Origin of the sequence: Streptomyces otsuchiensis, assembly GCF_004305975.1 — a bacterium.
Classification (GTDB): Bacteria; Actinomycetota; Actinomycetes; order Streptomycetales; family Streptomycetaceae; genus Streptomyces; species Streptomyces otsuchiensis.
The window spans coordinates 27,731-44,279 of record NZ_BHZI01000011.1 but is presented as its reverse complement, the minus strand read 5'-3'; the positions used below and the strand labels follow the sequence as shown (position 1 = coordinate 44,279).

Sequence of the window (16,549 nt, the reverse complement as noted above, 5' to 3'; positions counted from 1 at the left end):
GGGTCGATCCCGTCTGTCGGGTGCTGGAGCTGTCGCCGTCGACGTACTTCGCGCGCAGGACGCGGCCGAAGTCGGCCCGCCGGCTCCGCGACGAAGAACTGATCCCGATGGTCACAGCCGCGTGGGAGGACTCCGGCCGCACCTACGGCGTCCGCCGCGTCACCCGCGCCCTCGTCCGCGCCGGACACGCGGTGGCCCGCTGCACGGTCGAGCGGCTGATGCGCGAGCTCGGCATCGAGGGCGTCATCCGCGGACAGCGCCGCCGCACCACGGTCCCCGAGCCGACCGCCCCGCGCCCGCCAGACCTGGTCAACCGGCGCTTCACCGCCGAGGCTCGCCCCGGCACAAGGCCGTCCCGTAGCCGACTCCGCCGTGCCCACTCCGCTCGACGTACGGCAGGCCGCCGTCAACGCCGCCCTCCACGGCGCCGCCCGCAACCCGGGGACACCACCGCGCGGGTTGCCGTCGCCCGCACCCGGACCGCCGCACCCCTGCCCCGCCAGCCCAACATCGCCACCACCCAGCCGGCGGCCTCCTTGTACTCCGCCGAGCGTTCATCGGCTGGCCGGCGCCGTTGACCGACCGCCCGGCGAGAGAAGTCGCGGCAGTTCGCCTGCGGCAGAACACGATCTCGGGCAAATGACTGGAACCACGCTGCGACTCCAAGCAAACGTACGGACACATCGAGAACCGCAGGCCACCGAAGGGAACGCCCATGTCCGACGCTTCCGCCCCCGCCGCGTGCCCCACCACCACGGAGCGTGAGTGGCTCGTCATGTGCCACTGTGCGGGCCCGGTGCTCCGCCTCGTTGCCGACCAGGGGTGGAGCATCGTTGACGACTCGCTCGCCAACGTGTTCTGCACCAGCCCCGACGGCAAGGTTCGTATCGGCTTTCTGCCCGAAACCGTCGATGCCGCCGTTCACGACGTGCTGTGGCGCATCGAAGTCGACGGCGGTACCAAGGGTGGCGGTTGGAGCCAGACCTTCCACTCCGGAACCCCCGCTCTCGCGGTCGCCGGGTTCGTGGCCGCGCTCATCGCGGCCCCGTTCTCCGCATGCACCACATGCGGTTGAGGTCCCCGTCATCGCCCCGACCACCAGGAGTCCCGTTGCACCGCACCCTCACCGTGGGCCAGCTCATCCACCAACTCCAAACCCTCTCCCCAGACCTGCCGGTCCACCTCGCCATCAACCCCGACTGGCCGTACGCCCACGCCATCGGCCGTGTCATCGATAGCACCGGCCCGACCGGACCCGGCGCCTACATCGCCGAGAACGGCCAGACCGACATCCTCCCCCCGGCTGTACGGGCCGCGCTCGACTGGGACAACGGATGAGCCCTTCACCCGACCTCCGCTCCCTGACCCAGGCCCCATGCCCGCCGGAGTGCGCCGTGCCCTCCTCCGCGACGTCCGCACGCCCGCTCGCGGAATCCTCCGCACTTCCTGAGTGCCGACCGGCCCCTCGCATCGCCTCGCCCCGGGGCAGCTGCTCCTAACTGATCACCGGCGAACACCGGCACTGACGTCCCCGCCCACCTCGGGATGGTCACCACCGAGCCACAGCTCGCGACATGGCCGGGGCTCCACGGGGACTGGACGGCCACCGTTCACCCCACCCTCTACGAAACCCACTGCCCGCACTCGGCGCTGCGCCTCACCACCGCAGCGCTGGACCTCTCCCACCACCCAGCCAGCTGAGCGTCTCAGCCCGACCGGGGGGCCGCCCAATGGGCGGCCCCCCGGCAGTCGTGCTCCCGGATCTCCGCGAACGGCTCCGCGTTCTCCTGGGCCGCGTCGCTCAGGAGGCCCCGGGGGTTTCCAGATACGTTCCAGCGAGGGTGCCGTCGTAGCCGATGGCATGGGCGGCGGCTTCGAGGGTGGGGTAGTCACTGCCGCCAGTGGCAATCATGGCTTCGAAGTCGCGGCGGGCAAGTTCGGGCTCGTGCCACTGGCGAGTGCAGCGGCAGCGAATGCGGACCTGGGCGCGGTAGCAGATCACCATCCAGTCCCTGCGTGCACATGATGGGGATGCCGGTGATGGTGAGGCGCTGGGAATGGGTGGTGCAGCGGAGGAGGTCTTACGTCGTCTGCCGGGTCCATCTGCTGCTGGAGTTCAACTTCAGTAATGTGAGCTCTTGTGTTTGATCTCCAGGGTGATAGATTCACCCGAGCTGACAGTAACCCATGCCGTGGAGAACTCCAGTAGAATTCCGAAATTCTCACCCGTCGAGTCAAGAAGACTTGATGTTGAGGTGATGACGTCAATTCCAGGGTTTCCGATTTCTTCGATCTTGCGGAAAGCCCACGATTCGGCCGGCCAGCACCAAGCAGGCAGTTCTGGCCAGTTGCCTTCGTTCACCTTGAGGGTCCAGTCCGTGTCACAAGACAATACGACAGAGGATTCCGCGTCGCGTAGAAGCTCCAGAGCTTCAAACGTGGCATCCTCGGTTTCGCCTGCAACGTATGTAATGCCAAGCGCGGCTCGGATGCGATGCCCCGTCAGTAGATTCCCAGAGGTGCGCTCGGTCATTTTCAGGGCCTCACGGATTGGGGGTGGCTTGCTGGAACCATTTATTCGGACTCTCCATGGGGAACATGGTGACGAACTGGCCGTCGCTCTTGGTGACGAGAAGATCGTCTCCTTGGCGATAGAAGAAGTAGCCTTCTCCGCCACCTCTCGTGGGATTCCAAGGGCCTTGTCGGACCTCGTCAGGTGACGTTCGAACCTCAGCGATCCTGTCGCGGAACCACTTTCGAGAAGATGCGTCGCCGGGGTTCAGGTTATAGTCTTGGGCGTGCTTACCCCATTTCTTTCCGAACTGACCCTCGTTGATGGAAAGGTCGGGGCCGCAAGTGCTGTTGTGTACGAGGACGGGGATTTCGCCGACTAGCACATAGTACGTGTGGATGCCCTCGATGGTGAGGTTGTGGACGGTCGTGGCCGTGGTGTTGGTGGTGACGGCGGTGACGTCGACGAGGGTGCCGTCGTTGGCGTAGAGCTGGGTGCCTGGTTCGAGCTCGGCGGCGTCGATCCACTGCTGGATGGCCGGCAGCCAGAGTGGGTGGTTGTCGGTGGCTATGAGCTGCTGAGGGTTTCCGTTGCCGTCCAGGACGCTCACGGTGACGAGAAGCTTGTCGCCGTGGCTGGTCAACTCGGCGGTGACCGTGCGGGCACTGGTTTCGCCGGTTTCGGGGTCGGTGGCGAGCACTTCGTCGCCGACCCTGACATCCTCAATGGCCTTAGTTGTCCCATTAGCCATAAGGACGTGGGTGCCAGGGACGAAGCTGCTGCATGCTTTTGAGAGGCGGGCAACGCCCGGTACTGCGCTACCCATGAGGTCAAGTATTCGTCCAGCGGGAAAAATTCCGGCTAGCGTCCAGCCGCATGCTGAAGTAAGGCCCGGGTCGTTTGCGCAGGTAATTGCGTCGTCAATTCCAGCCGCCGCCGCTGCGATCTCTTCTGCTTTTCTCCCGCCTTTCCCTATCCAGTTGAGAGTCCTCTTTGTGCTTTCCTCGATGGCGGGGCCAAGCCAGCTCATGCAGAGTCGTGAATTTGGGCAGGATGTGTTAGTGGACGCCTGGGAGATGCCGCCGCCCGAACTGTACGAAGCTCTTGTTGCGGTGCGTTGCTGGGTGCTACTTCTCTGAATAGGTCGGGGCTTTGATGAGAAGCGGCTGATGACAGGGCGGCGGGGAGGTGCGACCTTGTGTTTCGCGGTCCGCATGGCCGATGAGGCGTGTTTGATGACCTTCTTGATGATGGTCTGAACGATGCGGTGCACCCGGTTGATCACCCCGTTGAGGAAGAGCCCTGTGGGGTCGCTGTAGGCGAGCGGGTTGTTGTTCGCGTAGGCGTAGCCGTGGATCTGCTGGGGGTCGGTCAGGTCCATGACGGGGTCGGCGGAGATGAAGCGGCCGATGGCGGCGTCGTACTCGCGGGCGCCGATGTTGTAGAGCCCCGTGGAGACGTCGTCGGTCCCTCCGACGAAGGTGCGAGTGCCCGGCCACTGTTCCTCCGGCACGTCGTCGCGGTACGCCCCGAAGGGGAGGGTGCGTCGATGAGTCGTCTCCAGGCTCTCCGCGTCGATCGCGAGATTGCCCGTGCCGTGGTGGTCCGCCATGACGAAGCTGGTGGTGCCGTCGGAATCGATGACCGCGGTGTGGCCGCCGCCCATCGGAAGGTAGCGCTCGGCGGTGGGCGTGGTGCCGCCGTTGGCGACGGTGACCTCGGTGTGGCCCAGGTAGAGAGTCGTCTCCGTGCCGGTTCGGCCGATCAGCCGCGAGCCGTCCGCGTCGTAGAGGTACTCGACTGTCGTGCCGTCCGCGTCCTCCACTGAAGCGACGCGGCCCTCGGGGTTCCACTCCAGGGTCTGGGTCTTGCCCCCGACCTGCCGGGAGACGGTGTTGCCGGACTCGTCGTAGCCGTACTCCTCCAGCGACCGGACGCCCGGCGCCTCCTGGACGACCTCGGTGAGGGTGTGCGGCTGGTCCTCGTCGTAGCTGTAGGTGCGGGTGATGTCCTGCTCGTGCAGGGTCTCCGTCGTGCGGTTCCCGGCCTCGTCGTAGGTGTAGGCGTGGTGGTAGGGGGACGGCCCACCGATGTCAGCCGCACCGCCGTCCGTCGCGCAGCCGGTGCGCGACTGCGCCCATGCCCCGGTCAGCCGGCGCAGGTGGTCGTAGGTGAAGCACTGCACGTCGGCGCCGGTGCGGGACGTGTCCGCAATGGAGAGGACGTTGCCGGCGCCGTCGTACGAGTAGGTCTCGCGCCGGTCGACCCCGGGTTGGTCGCGGCGGTCGACTCGGGTGGTCTGAAGCCGCTGGGTGCCCCACTCGTAGGTGTTGGTGGCCCACACGGTGTCCGCTGCGTCGCGGTGCATCGCGAACTGCAACGGCTTACCGGTGTGGCTGTAGGCCGTGGTCGCGGTGAGCCCTCCCTGCTCGAACGCTCTGATCGGCCGCAGTGTGCCGTTCTCGTACGTGTAGGAGACCCCGTGGGCCGGCAGGCCGCCTGCAGCTGGGTACGACACGCCGCGGACAAGGCCGGCAGGCGAGTAGTCCTGCCGCGTCTCGTAGGTACCGGCGAGCGCCCCTTCAGCTCCCGGGATGATGGTCCTGCTGCGCACGGCCCGGTATCGGGGGTCGTAGGCGACGACCTCGTTGACGTACGCCTCGCCGTCCTCCCAGCGAGTCGCTCTGCTGAGCTGCCCCTTGCCTCTCTGGGCGGTGTCGTACTCCCACTGCGCGCGCAGCCGTCCTTCGGCGTTCTCCTCGCGCAGTTCGGTCTGCCGCCCCAGGCCGTCGTAGGACCGGTGGAGGGTGATGCCGCGGGCGTTGGTGGTGGTCACCAGCTCGCCGCGGTCGGAGTACGTGCTGGTGGTGGTTCCGGTGTCCGGGTCTATCGAGGCGGTCCGCTGTCCCTGCTGGTCGTACCGGTACTCCCACGTCGCGCCCGACGGGGTGGTGACCCCGGCGATCTGGTCAGTCGGGGTGTAGGTGTAGCTCGTCGTGTCGTACTCGCTGGCGGCGTTGCGACCGTGGTGCTGGCGGAGCTCGGTCAGGCGGCCCCGCGCGTCGCTGAGCGACGTCGTGACGGTCGCGCCGTCAGGGGGGACCACCGTGACACGGTCGCCGAAGTGCGTCGTCTCCGTGGTGGCGAGGACCTTCGCGCCGTCGCTGTTCCCACCCAGGACCTGGGTCCGGATGTCGCGACCCACGCCGTCGTAGGTGTGGCGCGTCTGGGTCTCCACGCTGTCGGCGTCGTCCGGGAGGAACAGCGTGCTGCTCGGAGCCCCGGTCGTGTAGTAGGTGCCGAACGTTCGGGAGACGAGACCGCGTTCGTCGTGGAAGGTGTCGGTGAGCAGGCGGCCCCCGTCCGGCCCGGGTTCCTGTGTCTGCCGTGGGCGCAGCAGTCCGTCGTAGAGCGTGTAGCCGGTGTCCCGGAGGTTGCCGTTGTTGTTGCCGAGGCGCGTCGTGCCGACGGCGACGGGCTGGCCTTCGACGACGCGATAGGAGAACTGGAGGCTGGGGGAGAGGCTCGTCAGGCGGTCCGCGTACCAGACCCGGTCGGTGCGGCCGAGCGCGTCGTACCGGACCGTCGTCGGATGGTTGTTGGCGTCCACCACACGGGTCGGCAGTCCGCGCAAGGGGTCGAGGGTGGTCGTCTCGCGCTGCGAGGTGGCCTGCTGGCCGGACCGTGCCGGGGGCGAGTCCGTGCGGATCGTGGTCGGTACCCCGCTCGCGGGCGTGTAGGTGGAGGTCGTGGTGCGGCCGTCGTCCCGCGGCCGGCGTGACAGCGACCCACCGTCGACGGAGGTCAGGTCTGCGGTGATATCGGTGAGGGTTCGGTCAAGGGCGGCAGCTATCCTCGGGGTTGCCTTAACGGAGTTTGGCGGACACCAACGTTGACAACCCGGACCGTCAGGTGCGGCTGTCATTCCTCGGATAGGCCCGTGCCATCCCTGACGGTAGGAGTGATCTCCGGGCGGGGTGTGCTGAGGCGCAGCTGGCGCTCTGTCGTCACAACGAGCAGCTGGCGCTGCTGGTGTGGAAGCTGGCCTGTGCCGGCGAGCGCGCGTGAGTCCGCGTTGACTTCCCGCTCTCGCCGAGCGGGGTAGAGGTTGGAGATGACGGGAGTATTCGCGTGCGCTCGCGCAGGGCCCCCTCGCCTCTCGTTGGCTACGCAGCCCCGGGTGTCGCCGCTGAGTCTCTCGTGCCCCGGCGGCCGGTCATCTGCCGGCCGATAGTCGGCGCCGGCGAGGAGACACCTACGGGGAGCCTGTTCGCAGACCGCGTTGGTGTGCGGGTATCGACGCCATCAGGAATGGAGTTCAACATGTCCCAAGGTGCAAGCCGCTATCACTGCCTTGCGGATTTGCTGGCGATGCTCGGGGAGCCGCGGGGGCATGGTGAGGATGCTGCGGCGTGGGCGAGGTTGGAGTCCGGGCTGGGGTGCGAGTTGCCTGCTGACTTCAAGCGGGTGAGCGAGCTGCATGCCCCGGTCGAGATCAACGGGCACATGAGTTTGCATCACCCTGCGACGCGGAGGTGGAACCTCGCCGAGTGGATCAGCGGGATGGCCGAGGCGTTCGGGGAGGTGGAATGGGATTGGGAGTTCATGGCGGGGGACCCTCGCCCGGCTCTCGGTGCTTCTGAGCTGACTTTCGGTGCGCCAGGAGGTCTGGTCCCGGTCCTCGGCACGGACCGGGGGGAGATGGTCTTCTTCGCTCCTCAGGTCGTCGACGGGGCAGGGCAGGTGTTCTGTCTCTGGGACGACGATGAGTTCTACCGGCATGACATGTCGCTCTCCGAGTGGCTTTACCGCTATCTCCTCGGTGAGGATCTCTTCGGCCCGAACAGCGCGGCCTTCTATCCCGGACCGGTCAAGCTGAGAAGTCTGCCGATGTTCCACGAGGACACGCCCACCGTCTGGTACGGGCCGGAGCGGGGTATGTGACCGCGACGCGGGCGGAGTTGGCCGGGGTTCCCGGCTGGAGTCCGTGTCGGCAGGTGGCGTCGCGGCGGCACTGGCAGGGAGCGGAGTAGCGGCAACGGGCTGCCAGCAACCTGAACCAGCGAAGCAAGGTGGGTTCGTGACGGTGCCGACTGGTTCTGGTTCGGGCGGTGCTGGCTGTCGCCCGGTACGCAGAGAGCACCGATGGCGGGTACCGCACACCCCGTCCTGTTCGTCCGGACCGTCCCTGCGGATTGCCGAAGTGCTGCTCTCGTGGGTCCGGTCGATCTCACGCACGCCCTCCTGCGAGCACTGATCGGAGACCTTGACGGGTGTCCTGACGGAGGCCGTCGGACACCAACGTCGACAACCCGGACCGTCAGGTGCGGCTCAGCTTCCTGGGGTGATCCGGGGTGGCCACGACTGTGCTGGGCGCTTCCGCCGACTCTCGCGTCGATCGGGACACCACCGGGAAGGTCTGGGCTGCCGGTTCGCCCGGAGGTCAAGTCTTCGTGGGGCTTCCGTTGTGTGCCGACCGTTCCGAACGGTCCTGTCGAGAAACGTCAAAGTGCACCCGCACGGGGCGCACGGGGCTGGGGAACTGGTCGCTCGGCGCTACGCTTCTCGGTGCCATGCGGAAACCAGGCCGGGCGATCGTGCTCACGGGCACCTCCGGCGCGGGCAAGAGCTCGACAGCCACGGAACTCCAGAAGGTCCTCCCGGAGCCATTCCTTGCTCTGGGCCTCGACACTTTCTTCGGAACTCTCCCGCACCGCTGGACCAGTGAGGGGGAGAGCAGCGCAGAGGGGTTCTGCTACATCCGGGACAGCGACCACGAGGGCCGCACCCGTTTACGGATCGGGTACGGGCCCGTGGGCGCGCGTCTGCTGGCCGGCATGCGCCGGGCCGTCGCCTCGCTGCTGAGCGAAGGCAACAACGTCATCGTCGATGAGATGCCGATCGACAGGACGGTCGTACCGGCCTGGCGCACCGCGCTGGTGGGGCACCGTGTGTTGTGGGTGTGCGTGAGCGCTCCGGTGGCAGTACTGGAGAGCCGGGAGGCGGAACGCTTTCCAGAGAGGTTCCGCGGCCTCAGCAGGGGCCACTACGACGTCTGCGATCCGGAGGAGTTCGACCTCGTACTCGACTCCTCGGAGCTGGGGCCGCAACAGCGCGCCGAGCGCGTCGCCGCAGTTCTGGAAGCATGCCACCGCACCCGTTGACGTCACCCACCGAATACGCGCAGGTGGTCATCGGACACAGCCGTTGCCGCCCGGGTCCCTGTGCGGGCGGAAGCGGCTGGAGGACCGGCGGGATCTGAACGGGATCGTGTGGAAAGCACGGTGCGGGACGACGGCGGGCGCCACCCCGCACCGGCTCGGCGGGTGTCAGGACCCTGCCAGCGCCTGCTGGAGCTGTTCCGCCAGGTCGCGGTAGACCGTGAGCAGGTCGAGGTCATCGCCGGGATAGTTGACGACGTCCAGCTGGACGGCGCCCGAGCCCGGCAGCACCTCACCGGTGGACATGTGCGCGTTGTCCAGGACGAGATCCGGCTCCTCGGCCGACAGTTCGGCCAGCTGCGCCGGGGTCACCGCCTCCGGTCCGTACGTGCCCACCGTCGTCGCTCCCGCCAGTTTCGCCGCCCATCCGGTGTAGACCTGCGTGACCACCCGGGGGCTCTCGCCGTCCGGCCAGCTGTCCTCGATCGCGGAGTTCAGCTCGCCCAACTCGCTCTCGAAGGACTCGTTCCACTCCTGCGCCGCCGACTCGGTACCGAACAGGGCACCTAGCCGGGCGACCTCGGCGCTCACGACATCGGGGTCGTTGTCGAGATCGACCTCCACGAGTTCCGCGCCGGAGCCGGCGGCGTCCCTGATCTGCTCCGCGTAGGGCTCGAACGGTGCGTAGAGGACGAAGTCCGCCTCCGCGATCGCCGCGAGGTCGGACGGCTTGGGGTCGTAGTCCGGCGCGTGGTGCACGGACTGCGGAACGATGACCGTGACCTCGTCGATTCCGGCGGCACTGGCGAAGGCCCCCTGCCAGGTGGTGGTCGCGACGATCACCGGCTGGTCGCCGTCGCCGTCGTCGCGGTCCTCGGCAGTCTCCGCCGAGGGTGAGCCGGCGCCGTCCTCCGCCGAGGCACCGGTATCCGAGCCGCAAGCGGCGGTGAAGGTGAGCGCGACGGTCAGTGCGACGAGGGAAGTGAGGGGGAGGCGGGTGCGCGCCATGAACTGAGTCTCCGTTCGGGTATGAGATGGACGGCGAGGACGACAGCCCCCGCCGTGAGCACGAGGACGGGTCCGGGAGGCCAGTCCAGGGATAGGGCCAGCAGGAAGCCGGTCAGGTTCACCAGGACACCGATGCCGATCGCCCAGAGGACGATCGAGCGCAGCGAGTTGCCGAGCCTGCGGGCAGCCAGGGCGGGCAGCAGCGTGAGGGCGTCCACGAGCAGCGCACCGGTGAGTTTGATCGCCCCTGCTACGGCGACGGCGACCAGCACCAGCAACGCCAGGGTCAGAGCACGGACCGGGACACCCGAACACTGCGCGAGCTCCCTGTCGTACAGCAGCAGGCCGATGTCGCGCCGTCGCCACCAGAACAGGCCGGGAACCACGACGGCCAGCGCGCCGAGCACCACCAGGTCCGCGGTTCCGACCGAGAGAATGGAACCCCAGAGCAAGGCGAAGGCGCCGGAGGCGTTGACGCCGGAGACGGCCAGGACGAGAAGGGCGGCCGCGATGGCCAGGCTCATCAACAGCCCCATCGCGCCGGAGAGGCCGTCGGGTGTTCGGGCGAGGGGGGCCACCCCGGCGCCGGCCAGGGCGCAGGCGACCAGCGCGCAGAGCATCGGGTCGAGCCCGGTGAGCAGTCCGACCGCGATGCCGAGCAGCGCCACGTGCATCATCGCGAAGCGCACCGGCATGATGTCGAGGCCGACGATGATCACCCCGATCACGGGCAGCCCGACCGCCGCCAGCAGGAGGGCGAGGGCCGCCCTCTGCACGGGCATCAGCTGGAGCAGGGTGCCGAGGTCCTGGGAGGCGATGTTCACGAGACCTCCCGCACTCTGCCGGCGGCCATCTCCAGGACCCGGTCGCAGCGGCCCGCGAGGGCGCGGTCGTGCGTCACCACGATCAGCGTGACGGGTAGTTCGGTGAGGATGTCGGCGGCCTCGTCCTGCCCGTCGAAGTCCAGTGCCGCGGTGGGTTCGTCGGCGATCAGCACCTCGGCGCCGCCCGCTATGGACCCGATGGCGCGTGCGAGGTACATCCGTTGGAGCTGACCTCCGGAGAGGGTGTGCAGGGGGTGTCTCGCCAGTGAGGCGACCCCGAGGCGATCGGCGGCGTCCGCGGCCTCCTCCGCCGCGCCGCTGCTGGCGAGCAACTCGGAACCGAGGAGGGGGAATCGGCCCGCCGCCGGCTTCTGGGGTATCCAGGCGCAGGCACGGCGGCGCTCCGCCCATTCGGTGGCCGTGCCGGCGGAGCGCCCGCCCACCAGGACAGTGCCGCTGAAGTGCCGGTGGAGGCCGAGAACGGCCCGCATCAGTGTGGTCTTGCCGGAGCCGTTCGTTCCCGTCAGCGCGACCCGCTCGCCCGCGGCGATCTCCAGGTCGACCTCGGAGACGGCCGCTGTCCTTCCGTGCCAGCAGTGGACATCGCGCATCCGGACATCGAGCCCGCCCATCAAACAGCCCTCCAGCCAACTGCGTCACCGGTCCGGGGAGGGGGCGTTCCACCCTCCTCCTCAGCAGTTGGTCGGGCCGTGTGCACGGTGAGTTCCCGGTGCGCGGCGGGCAATTCACAGCGCTGTGAACGCCCACCGCCCACCGCGCACCGTGCGCTCAACACCCTCGCCTGGTACCTCCTACAGGACGGACACCCGCTCGGGTGCTCCCGCCCGCGACGGCGGCGCCGCGCGATCAGTGCCCCGGGGATCGTCCGCGGAGAGGATCCCGATCAGGTCGATCCGTGCACGCGCGACCCGCGACCGCACGGTTCCCACGGGGCAGCCGACGGTGGCCGCCGCCTCGGCATAGGGCAGTCCCATGATCTGCGTGAGGACGAACGCTTCCCGGCGTTCCACGGAGAGGGCGGACAGGAGCTCGGTGAGCGCTATCCCCTCGTCGAAGCCGGGAAGATCGTGGCGCTGCGTCTGCTCCGCCGCGCGCTGCCAGTCCTGGCGGTCCGCGATGCGGGGCCGGGCGGCCGCGCGGCGGTGGCTGTCCACCACGGTTCGGCGCGCGATGGACAGGATCCAGGTCCGGGCGGAGGCCCGCCCGGCGAAACGGTGCAGCGCGCCCAGTGCCCGGAGGAAGACCTCCTGGGTCAGGTCGTCCGCGAGCTGCGGGTCGGCGCTCAGGTAGGTGACGTAGCGGCGTACGTCATGGTGGAGGGCGCGCACCAGGCGGTCGACCCGTGCGGGGTCACCGTCGCGTGCGGCCAGGGCGAGTTGGGTGACGGCCGCGTCGGATGCGGGGGAGCGCCGGGCGGAGGTGCCGACGGCTGGTGTCTGGGCTCGGGTCATCGCCACAGGTCCTTACGGTGAGGGCCGGCACGCGCGGGGCGCGCCGGTCGTGTGCGACGGCCTGCCATGGGGGCAGCACCGGGACCCGGGTGCCCGCGGGACGCCGGGCACTCGGGGAGGATCCCGCTGTCCTCAGGGGACAGCCGTCGCCGCCGGGGGGCCTCGGCTGCTGATGACATGGACCAGAAGGACCAGGCGTGTCGGCCGGTCGTGACGGGGTGCCCGGATGCGTGGCGTAGGCCGGGGCCTGATGGACGGTGAGGCACGGAGGAGGTTCAGCGGCGTGTGCAACAGCCCGGCCAGCGCGCGCAGGAGCTGGAACGCGGCCCGTTCACCGTGCGCCAGCCAGAGACCGCTGAGGGCCGCGGCCGCGAGGTGCGCGAGCAGCATGCCCGCCGGCATCGACCACGGGTCGTGGCCACCCATTCCCGCGGCCATGTCGAGGCCCGCCGCTTCGGGCGTGTGCTGGTGCCCCGCGTCGTGCAGGGGGCAGTCGGACGGCATCGCGCTCCCGTGCTCCGCCGGTGCTCGCTCCCCGTGGTCGGGTGAGGCGTCGTCCGCAGGGACCGGCGCACGCGGTGGAGGGCTGCCGAGGGTGAACGCGCAGTGGAGGAGGGCTTGAGTGGCGAGGGCCGTCGAGGTCACCGCGAGGCGTCCGCGCTCGCGGGCGGCGAGAGTCCAGACCAGACCTGTTGTCACTACGAACGCCGAGGCCAGCACCCACCACGGGATCGCGGTGCCGGAGCTGTGAGTGTGGCCGACCGCCGCGAGCAGCACGCAGACGGCCGCGAACATCGCGGCCCGCGCGCCCCTTGAGCAGTCACCCGGACTTCTCACGGCCGTCATCCTCGCACCGTCGTTCGAGTGGCGCCGGGGAATCGCGGGTTCCGCCACGTGGGTGCCGTTGTGCCACAGCCGCATCATTGAGGGCTCGGCATTCCTCGTGGGCAGGCGCGGGGAACGATCTCGTCCGTCGGGCCGACTCACTGGAGTGTGCGGTGATTCCGTCCGAGTCGAGTGGAGCTGGATGTCATGACGGACCGATTGGCGGTCTCGGCGCCGGGGCGGGCCCCGGCGCGTGAGTGGCCGCTCGCGTCCCTGCTGACGGCGTGCATGGCGTTCTCGATGATCCAGCTGTTCCTGCTGGGCGCGCTGGCCCCACGGCTGGTCGATGAACTCGACGTCTCCCCAGTTGTGTTGGGGCTGACGACCACGGTCGGGTTCGGAACGGCCGCTCTGCTCTCCCCGCTGGGCGGCCGCATCGTGGACCGTGTCGGGCCCCGGCGATCGCTGGTGGTTCTGCTCCTGGCGGCCGGCGGTGCGCTCGCCCTCATCGGAGCGGCACCGGGCCCGGGACTGCTGCTGTGCGCCGTCGCTCTCGGAGGCGTCCCGCAGGCGCTGGCCAACCCGGCGACCAACACCGCCGTGCTCGCCGTCGTCCCGGCCGAGCGAAGAGGCGCGGTGCTGGGAACGAAGCAGTCGGGGGTTCAACTCGGGGCCCTCGTGGCGGGGCTGCCTCTGGCCGCCCTGGCCGGCGGGCTCGGGTGGAGGAGCGCCTTCTGGGCCGCCGCGGGTGGGGCACTGCTGCTGGCGTGGTGGGCGTGGCGGGGTCTGCCCCCGGAGAGCCCACGTCCGGCCACGGCGGGCGTCCGTGCGGGGTACGCGTTCCACGGCATGGTCGCCCGGCTCGCGGTCTTCTCGCTGCTGCTCGGTGCGGCGATCGCCTCGGTCAACACCTATCTCACGCTCTTCGGGGTGCGCGGCCTCTCGATGGGAGCGACGGAAGCCGGCGTGCTCGTGGCCGTACTGGGCGTGGCGGGGGTCGTCGGCCGCGTGGCGTGGTCCCGGGTGGCGCGGCCCGGACGTGGGGAGTGGCTGCCCGGCCTGCTCGCGCTGGGGGCCGTCGGCGCGGTGGCGGTGCTGATCGCCTCCCGGGCCGTACCGGCGCTGGTGTGGGTGGGCGCGGCGGGCGTCGGGCTCCTCGCGGTGTCGGCGAACGCCGTGACCATGGTCCTCGTGGTGCAGCGTGCTCTTCCGGGGCGCGCGGGTCACGACTCGGCTCTCGTCGCCGCCGGCTTCTTCGCGGGATTCGCCCTGGGACCGCCGGCGTTCGGGCTGCTGGCGCAGGCCGAGCGGTACGGCACGGCCTGGCTGCTGGTCGCGTGCGAACTCGCGGCGGCCGGGGCGGTCGCCCTTCTGTGGGCTCACCGTGACCGACGAACGGCGGGGCGGTGACGGCGCCCGGCGCCCCTCGGTGGGCCGGCCACGCGCTGGACGGCGTCCTCGCCCGTGTCGCGGCGACCGAGGCCGACGTGGGAGAGCGCTTCCCGCTGTACGCCGACCCCGCCGACGGCCGCTGGACGTCCACGCGCCGGGGCTCCTGGACCGGAGGGTTCTGGGCGGGGCTGTTGTGGCTGCGCGCCGGCAGAACCGGGGAGCCCGCCCACCAGCGGGCCGCGGCCGACCGCACGCGCCGACTCGGCCCCTGGGCGGATGCCGACACCGTGACCCGGGGGCTGATCCTCTGGTACGGGACCGCCGCGGGACGCCTGCCCGGAGCGGGCCCTGACGCGCGGGCCGCGGCTGAACTCCGCGCCCGCGCCGCCACCGCCTGCCTGGCCGCGGTGGACGCGCGCCTCGGCATCGTGCCGTGGGGTGGGGCACTGGGCGGTCCGCGGCTTCTGGCCCGGGCGGACGGCGTCCCCGGCATGGTGCCCCTCCTGGCCGCCGCGGGACCGGACGGCGCGGCCGCGGCGGCGGCTCACCTCGACGCCCACCTCGCACTGTGCCTGGGCGGTGAGGAGGTGCTTCCCGCCTGGCGCTTCGATGAGGAGACCGCACGCTGGCAGGCGTGCGCGTCGCCCGCACCGGGCTGGAGCCGCGGCCGCGCCTGGCTTCTTCTGGCGGTCGCGGACGCGCTGCTGCGGCCCGAGGTGCTACGGAACCTCGCCACGCCCTTGGACGGCACCGTGGACCGGCTGCTGGTGGGGGAGGGGCTGCTCACCGGTCCGCTGGTGCCCCCGGCCGACCATGCACGCCGCGACGGACCACGTGACACCTCGGCCGCCGCGATCACCGCCGTCGCGCTGCTGAAACTCGCTCAGGCGCCCGGCCGCCCGGAGGGCCGGTACACCGAGCGAGCCACGAGAATCCTGGCCCGCCTGGTGCACCGGCACCTCTCCGGCGGCGGTACCGGTCGTCCGTCGGGCATGTTGCTGGACGGCTGCTACGAGGCCGACCGCGGCCTGGCAGCGCGCCACGAGGTGATCTGGGGCGACTACTTCCTGGCCCTGGGCCTGGCCACGCTCGTGGGCGCCGTCGACCTCACCCGGACGTAGCATCCCCGCCGGGGTACCCGCGCAGGACGGCGCGGGCGACGGTGGTGATGTGCAACTCGTCCGGGCCGTCGAGGAGGCGGGCGGCGCGGCCGGTGCGGAAGAGCGCCGGCAGCGGTGTGTCCGGACCGAGCCCGGCCGCGCCGTGCACCTGGATCGCCGAGTCCGCGACCTGCTGGAGCATCCTGGCGGTGGCGACCTTCGCGAGCCCGACCTCGCCCCGCGCGTCCGCGCCCGAGGCGATCCGCTCCACCGCCTGGTGGACCAGAGCACGCGCGCCGCGCAGCGCGAGCAGGGCGTCGAAGACGTGTTGCTGGATCAACTGGTGGCCGGCGAGGGGACCGCGTGAACCCGCGCGGGTCGCGGCGCGCTCGCACAACAGGTCGAAGGCTCGCTGCGCCTGGCCCAGCCAGCGAAGACAGCGAAGCGTGCGCCCGATCCGCAGCCGTTCACCCGCCACGGCCAGAGCCGCGCCTCGTGCTCCGACAAGATGGTCAGCCGGCACCGACACCCCGTCGAGCTCTATCTCGTACTGGCCACCGACCCCGCAGACCGGCAGTTCGCGCACCACGCGGAACCCCGGGGCGGCGGTCGGGACAACGAGCAGGGACAGGCCCGTGCGGTCCCCGGGGCCGCCGTCGGTGCGGGCGAGGACCGTCACCAGGTCCGCGTCGGCCGCGCCGGAGGTGAACCACTTGCGTCCCGTGAGGCGCCAGCCGCCGTCCGGCCGGTGCTCCGCCCGGGTAGCGGTCAGCAGCGGGTCGGTGCCGGGCAGATCCGGTTCGGTCATCGCGTAGCAGGCACGCAGTTCCCCGGCGACCAGAGGGACCAGGCACTCGCGCCGCACCCGCGGCCCGGCGTGCCGCGCCAGCATGGTGACATCGAGCAGAGACGCCGACCCCAGCGCGGCGGGGCCGTGATCACTCGCGCCCTCCACCTCCGCCCACGTGGCGTAGGAACGGAAATCCGCGCCGCCGCCGCCGAGTTCGGCGGGGAGCGGCAGTGCCCAGAGCCCTTCGCGCCGAGCCTGCCCTCGCAGGTCGCGGAGTGCGGCGGCCGCATGCGCGCCGCCTTCGTCGAGGTCACCCTCGCGTGGCATGACCCGGGTACGGACGAACTCGTCCACCCGAGCCCGTAGCGCGACCCCTTCCTCGTCGTGAGGGTCCGCGCGCGAGGTGTCCGCGTCGTTCACCGGCCTCTCCTCTCCCGGTCTCCGGGAACCCGTGGGAACGGTTGC

Annotated in this window: 17 protein-coding genes; 8 read left to right on the top strand and 9 right to left on the bottom strand. The window is 70.3% G+C overall.

Features of this window, described 5'->3' with window-relative positions; all coding sequences use genetic code 11:
- From E0D90_RS02405 to E0D90_RS27585, 4 genes are all read left to right on the top strand, one after another.
- The coding region (locus E0D90_RS02405) for an IS3 family transposase (protein WP_157996797.1) at nucleotides 1-578 on the top strand (578 nt) is incomplete at its 5' end.
- Between the two features lie 137 nt (nucleotides 579-715).
- Complete coding sequence (locus E0D90_RS02400; RefSeq protein WP_103528880.1) at nucleotides 716-1,075, top strand: SPDY domain-containing protein; 360 nt, start codon at nucleotides 716-718, stop codon at nucleotides 1,073-1,075.
- A gap of 35 nt (nucleotides 1,076-1,110) precedes the next feature.
- Nucleotides 1,111-1,338 carry a hypothetical protein gene (locus tag E0D90_RS02395; protein WP_130796413.1) on the top strand — a complete coding sequence of 76 codons (228 nt, stop codon included), beginning with the start codon at nucleotides 1,111-1,113 and terminating at the stop codon, nucleotides 1,336-1,338.
- A 207-nt stretch (nucleotides 1,339-1,545) separates the two neighbouring features.
- On the top strand, nucleotides 1,546-1,701 hold the full coding sequence (locus E0D90_RS27585) for a hypothetical protein (RefSeq protein WP_227869938.1): 156 nt from the start codon (nucleotides 1,546-1,548) through the stop codon (nucleotides 1,699-1,701).
- A 100-nt stretch (nucleotides 1,702-1,801) separates the two neighbouring features.
- On the opposite strand, the gene E0D90_RS02385 is transcribed toward E0D90_RS27585, so the two are convergent.
- The 3 genes from E0D90_RS02385 to E0D90_RS02375 form a co-directional block, all read right to left on the bottom strand.
- A complete protein-coding gene (locus tag E0D90_RS02385) occupies nucleotides 1,802-2,005 on the bottom strand; it encodes a hypothetical protein (RefSeq protein ID WP_130796412.1) in 204 nt (67 codons plus the stop codon).
- A 117-nt stretch (nucleotides 2,006-2,122) separates the two neighbouring features.
- Complete coding sequence (locus E0D90_RS02380) at nucleotides 2,123-2,533, bottom strand: hypothetical protein (RefSeq protein ID WP_130796411.1); 411 nt, start codon at nucleotides 2,531-2,533, stop codon at nucleotides 2,123-2,125.
- Nucleotides 2,534-2,543: 10 nt separating this feature from the next.
- The gene (locus E0D90_RS02375; RefSeq protein WP_170214911.1) at nucleotides 2,544-6,125 is read right to left on the bottom strand and encodes a polymorphic toxin-type HINT domain-containing protein; all 3,582 of its coding nucleotides are present in this window, start codon (nucleotides 6,123-6,125) and stop codon (nucleotides 2,544-2,546) included.
- 698 nt (nucleotides 6,126-6,823) lie between these two features.
- Here E0D90_RS02375 and E0D90_RS02370 point away from each other — a divergent pair.
- Both E0D90_RS02370 and E0D90_RS02365 read left to right on the top strand, forming a co-directional pair.
- Nucleotides 6,824-7,456, top strand: coding sequence for an SMI1/KNR4 family protein (locus E0D90_RS02370; protein WP_103503438.1), 633 nt, complete (start codon nucleotides 6,824-6,826; stop codon nucleotides 7,454-7,456).
- Nucleotides 7,457-8,085: 629 nt separating this feature from the next.
- Nucleotides 8,086-8,676, top strand: coding sequence for a phosphotransferase-like protein (locus E0D90_RS02365; RefSeq protein ID WP_103529250.1), 591 nt, complete (start codon nucleotides 8,086-8,088; stop codon nucleotides 8,674-8,676).
- 165 nt (nucleotides 8,677-8,841) lie between these two features.
- On the opposite strand, the gene E0D90_RS02360 is transcribed toward E0D90_RS02365, so the two are convergent.
- The 5 genes from E0D90_RS02360 to E0D90_RS02340 all read right to left on the bottom strand — a co-directional run bounded on the left by E0D90_RS02360 (nucleotide 8,842) and on the right by E0D90_RS02340 (nucleotide 12,814).
- Nucleotides 8,842-9,681, bottom strand: coding sequence for a metal ABC transporter solute-binding protein, Zn/Mn family (locus E0D90_RS02360; RefSeq protein WP_103503440.1), 840 nt, complete (start codon nucleotides 9,679-9,681; stop codon nucleotides 8,842-8,844).
- Nucleotides 9,639-10,463 carry a metal ABC transporter permease gene (locus E0D90_RS02355; RefSeq protein WP_103503466.1) on the bottom strand — a complete coding sequence of 275 codons (825 nt, stop codon included), beginning with the start codon at nucleotides 10,461-10,463 and terminating at the stop codon, nucleotides 9,639-9,641. Before E0D90_RS02355 ends, E0D90_RS02360 begins: the two co-directional genes overlap by 43 nt.
- A 38-nt stretch (nucleotides 10,464-10,501) precedes the next feature.
- On the bottom strand, nucleotides 10,502-11,137 hold the full coding sequence (locus E0D90_RS02350) for a metal ABC transporter ATP-binding protein (protein WP_103503441.1): 636 nt from the start codon (nucleotides 11,135-11,137) through the stop codon (nucleotides 10,502-10,504).
- Nucleotides 11,138-11,317: 180 nt separating this feature from the next.
- Entirely contained in the window at nucleotides 11,318-11,977 is a 660-nt protein-coding gene (locus tag E0D90_RS02345; protein ID WP_130796409.1) for a sigma-70 family RNA polymerase sigma factor, read from the bottom strand.
- 132 nt (nucleotides 11,978-12,109) lie between these two features.
- Nucleotides 12,110-12,814, bottom strand: a complete 705-nt coding sequence (locus tag E0D90_RS02340) for a hypothetical protein (protein WP_438827361.1) — start codon at nucleotides 12,812-12,814, stop codon at nucleotides 12,110-12,112.
- A gap of 195 nt (nucleotides 12,815-13,009) precedes the next feature.
- Here E0D90_RS02340 and E0D90_RS02335 point away from each other — a divergent pair, with 195 nt between their 5' ends.
- Together E0D90_RS02335 and E0D90_RS02330 are read left to right on the top strand one after the other, a co-directional pair.
- Nucleotides 13,010-14,212, top strand: coding sequence for an MFS transporter (locus E0D90_RS02335; RefSeq protein ID WP_227869936.1), 1,203 nt, complete (start codon nucleotides 13,010-13,012; stop codon nucleotides 14,210-14,212).
- Nucleotides 14,209-15,315, top strand: coding sequence for a sugar ABC transporter permease (locus E0D90_RS02330; RefSeq protein WP_103503443.1), 1,107 nt, complete (start codon nucleotides 14,209-14,211; stop codon nucleotides 15,313-15,315). Before E0D90_RS02335 ends, E0D90_RS02330 begins: the two co-directional genes overlap by 4 nt.
- Here the strand turns inward: E0D90_RS02330 and E0D90_RS02325 are convergent.
- Nucleotides 15,302-16,504 carry an acyl-CoA dehydrogenase family protein gene (locus tag E0D90_RS02325; protein ID WP_227869935.1) on the bottom strand — a complete coding sequence of 401 codons (1,203 nt, stop codon included), beginning with the start codon at nucleotides 16,502-16,504 and terminating at the stop codon, nucleotides 15,302-15,304. The two genes, E0D90_RS02330 and E0D90_RS02325, sit on opposite strands and share 14 nt — an antisense overlap.
- Between the last annotated feature and the right edge of the window lie 45 nt (nucleotides 16,505-16,549).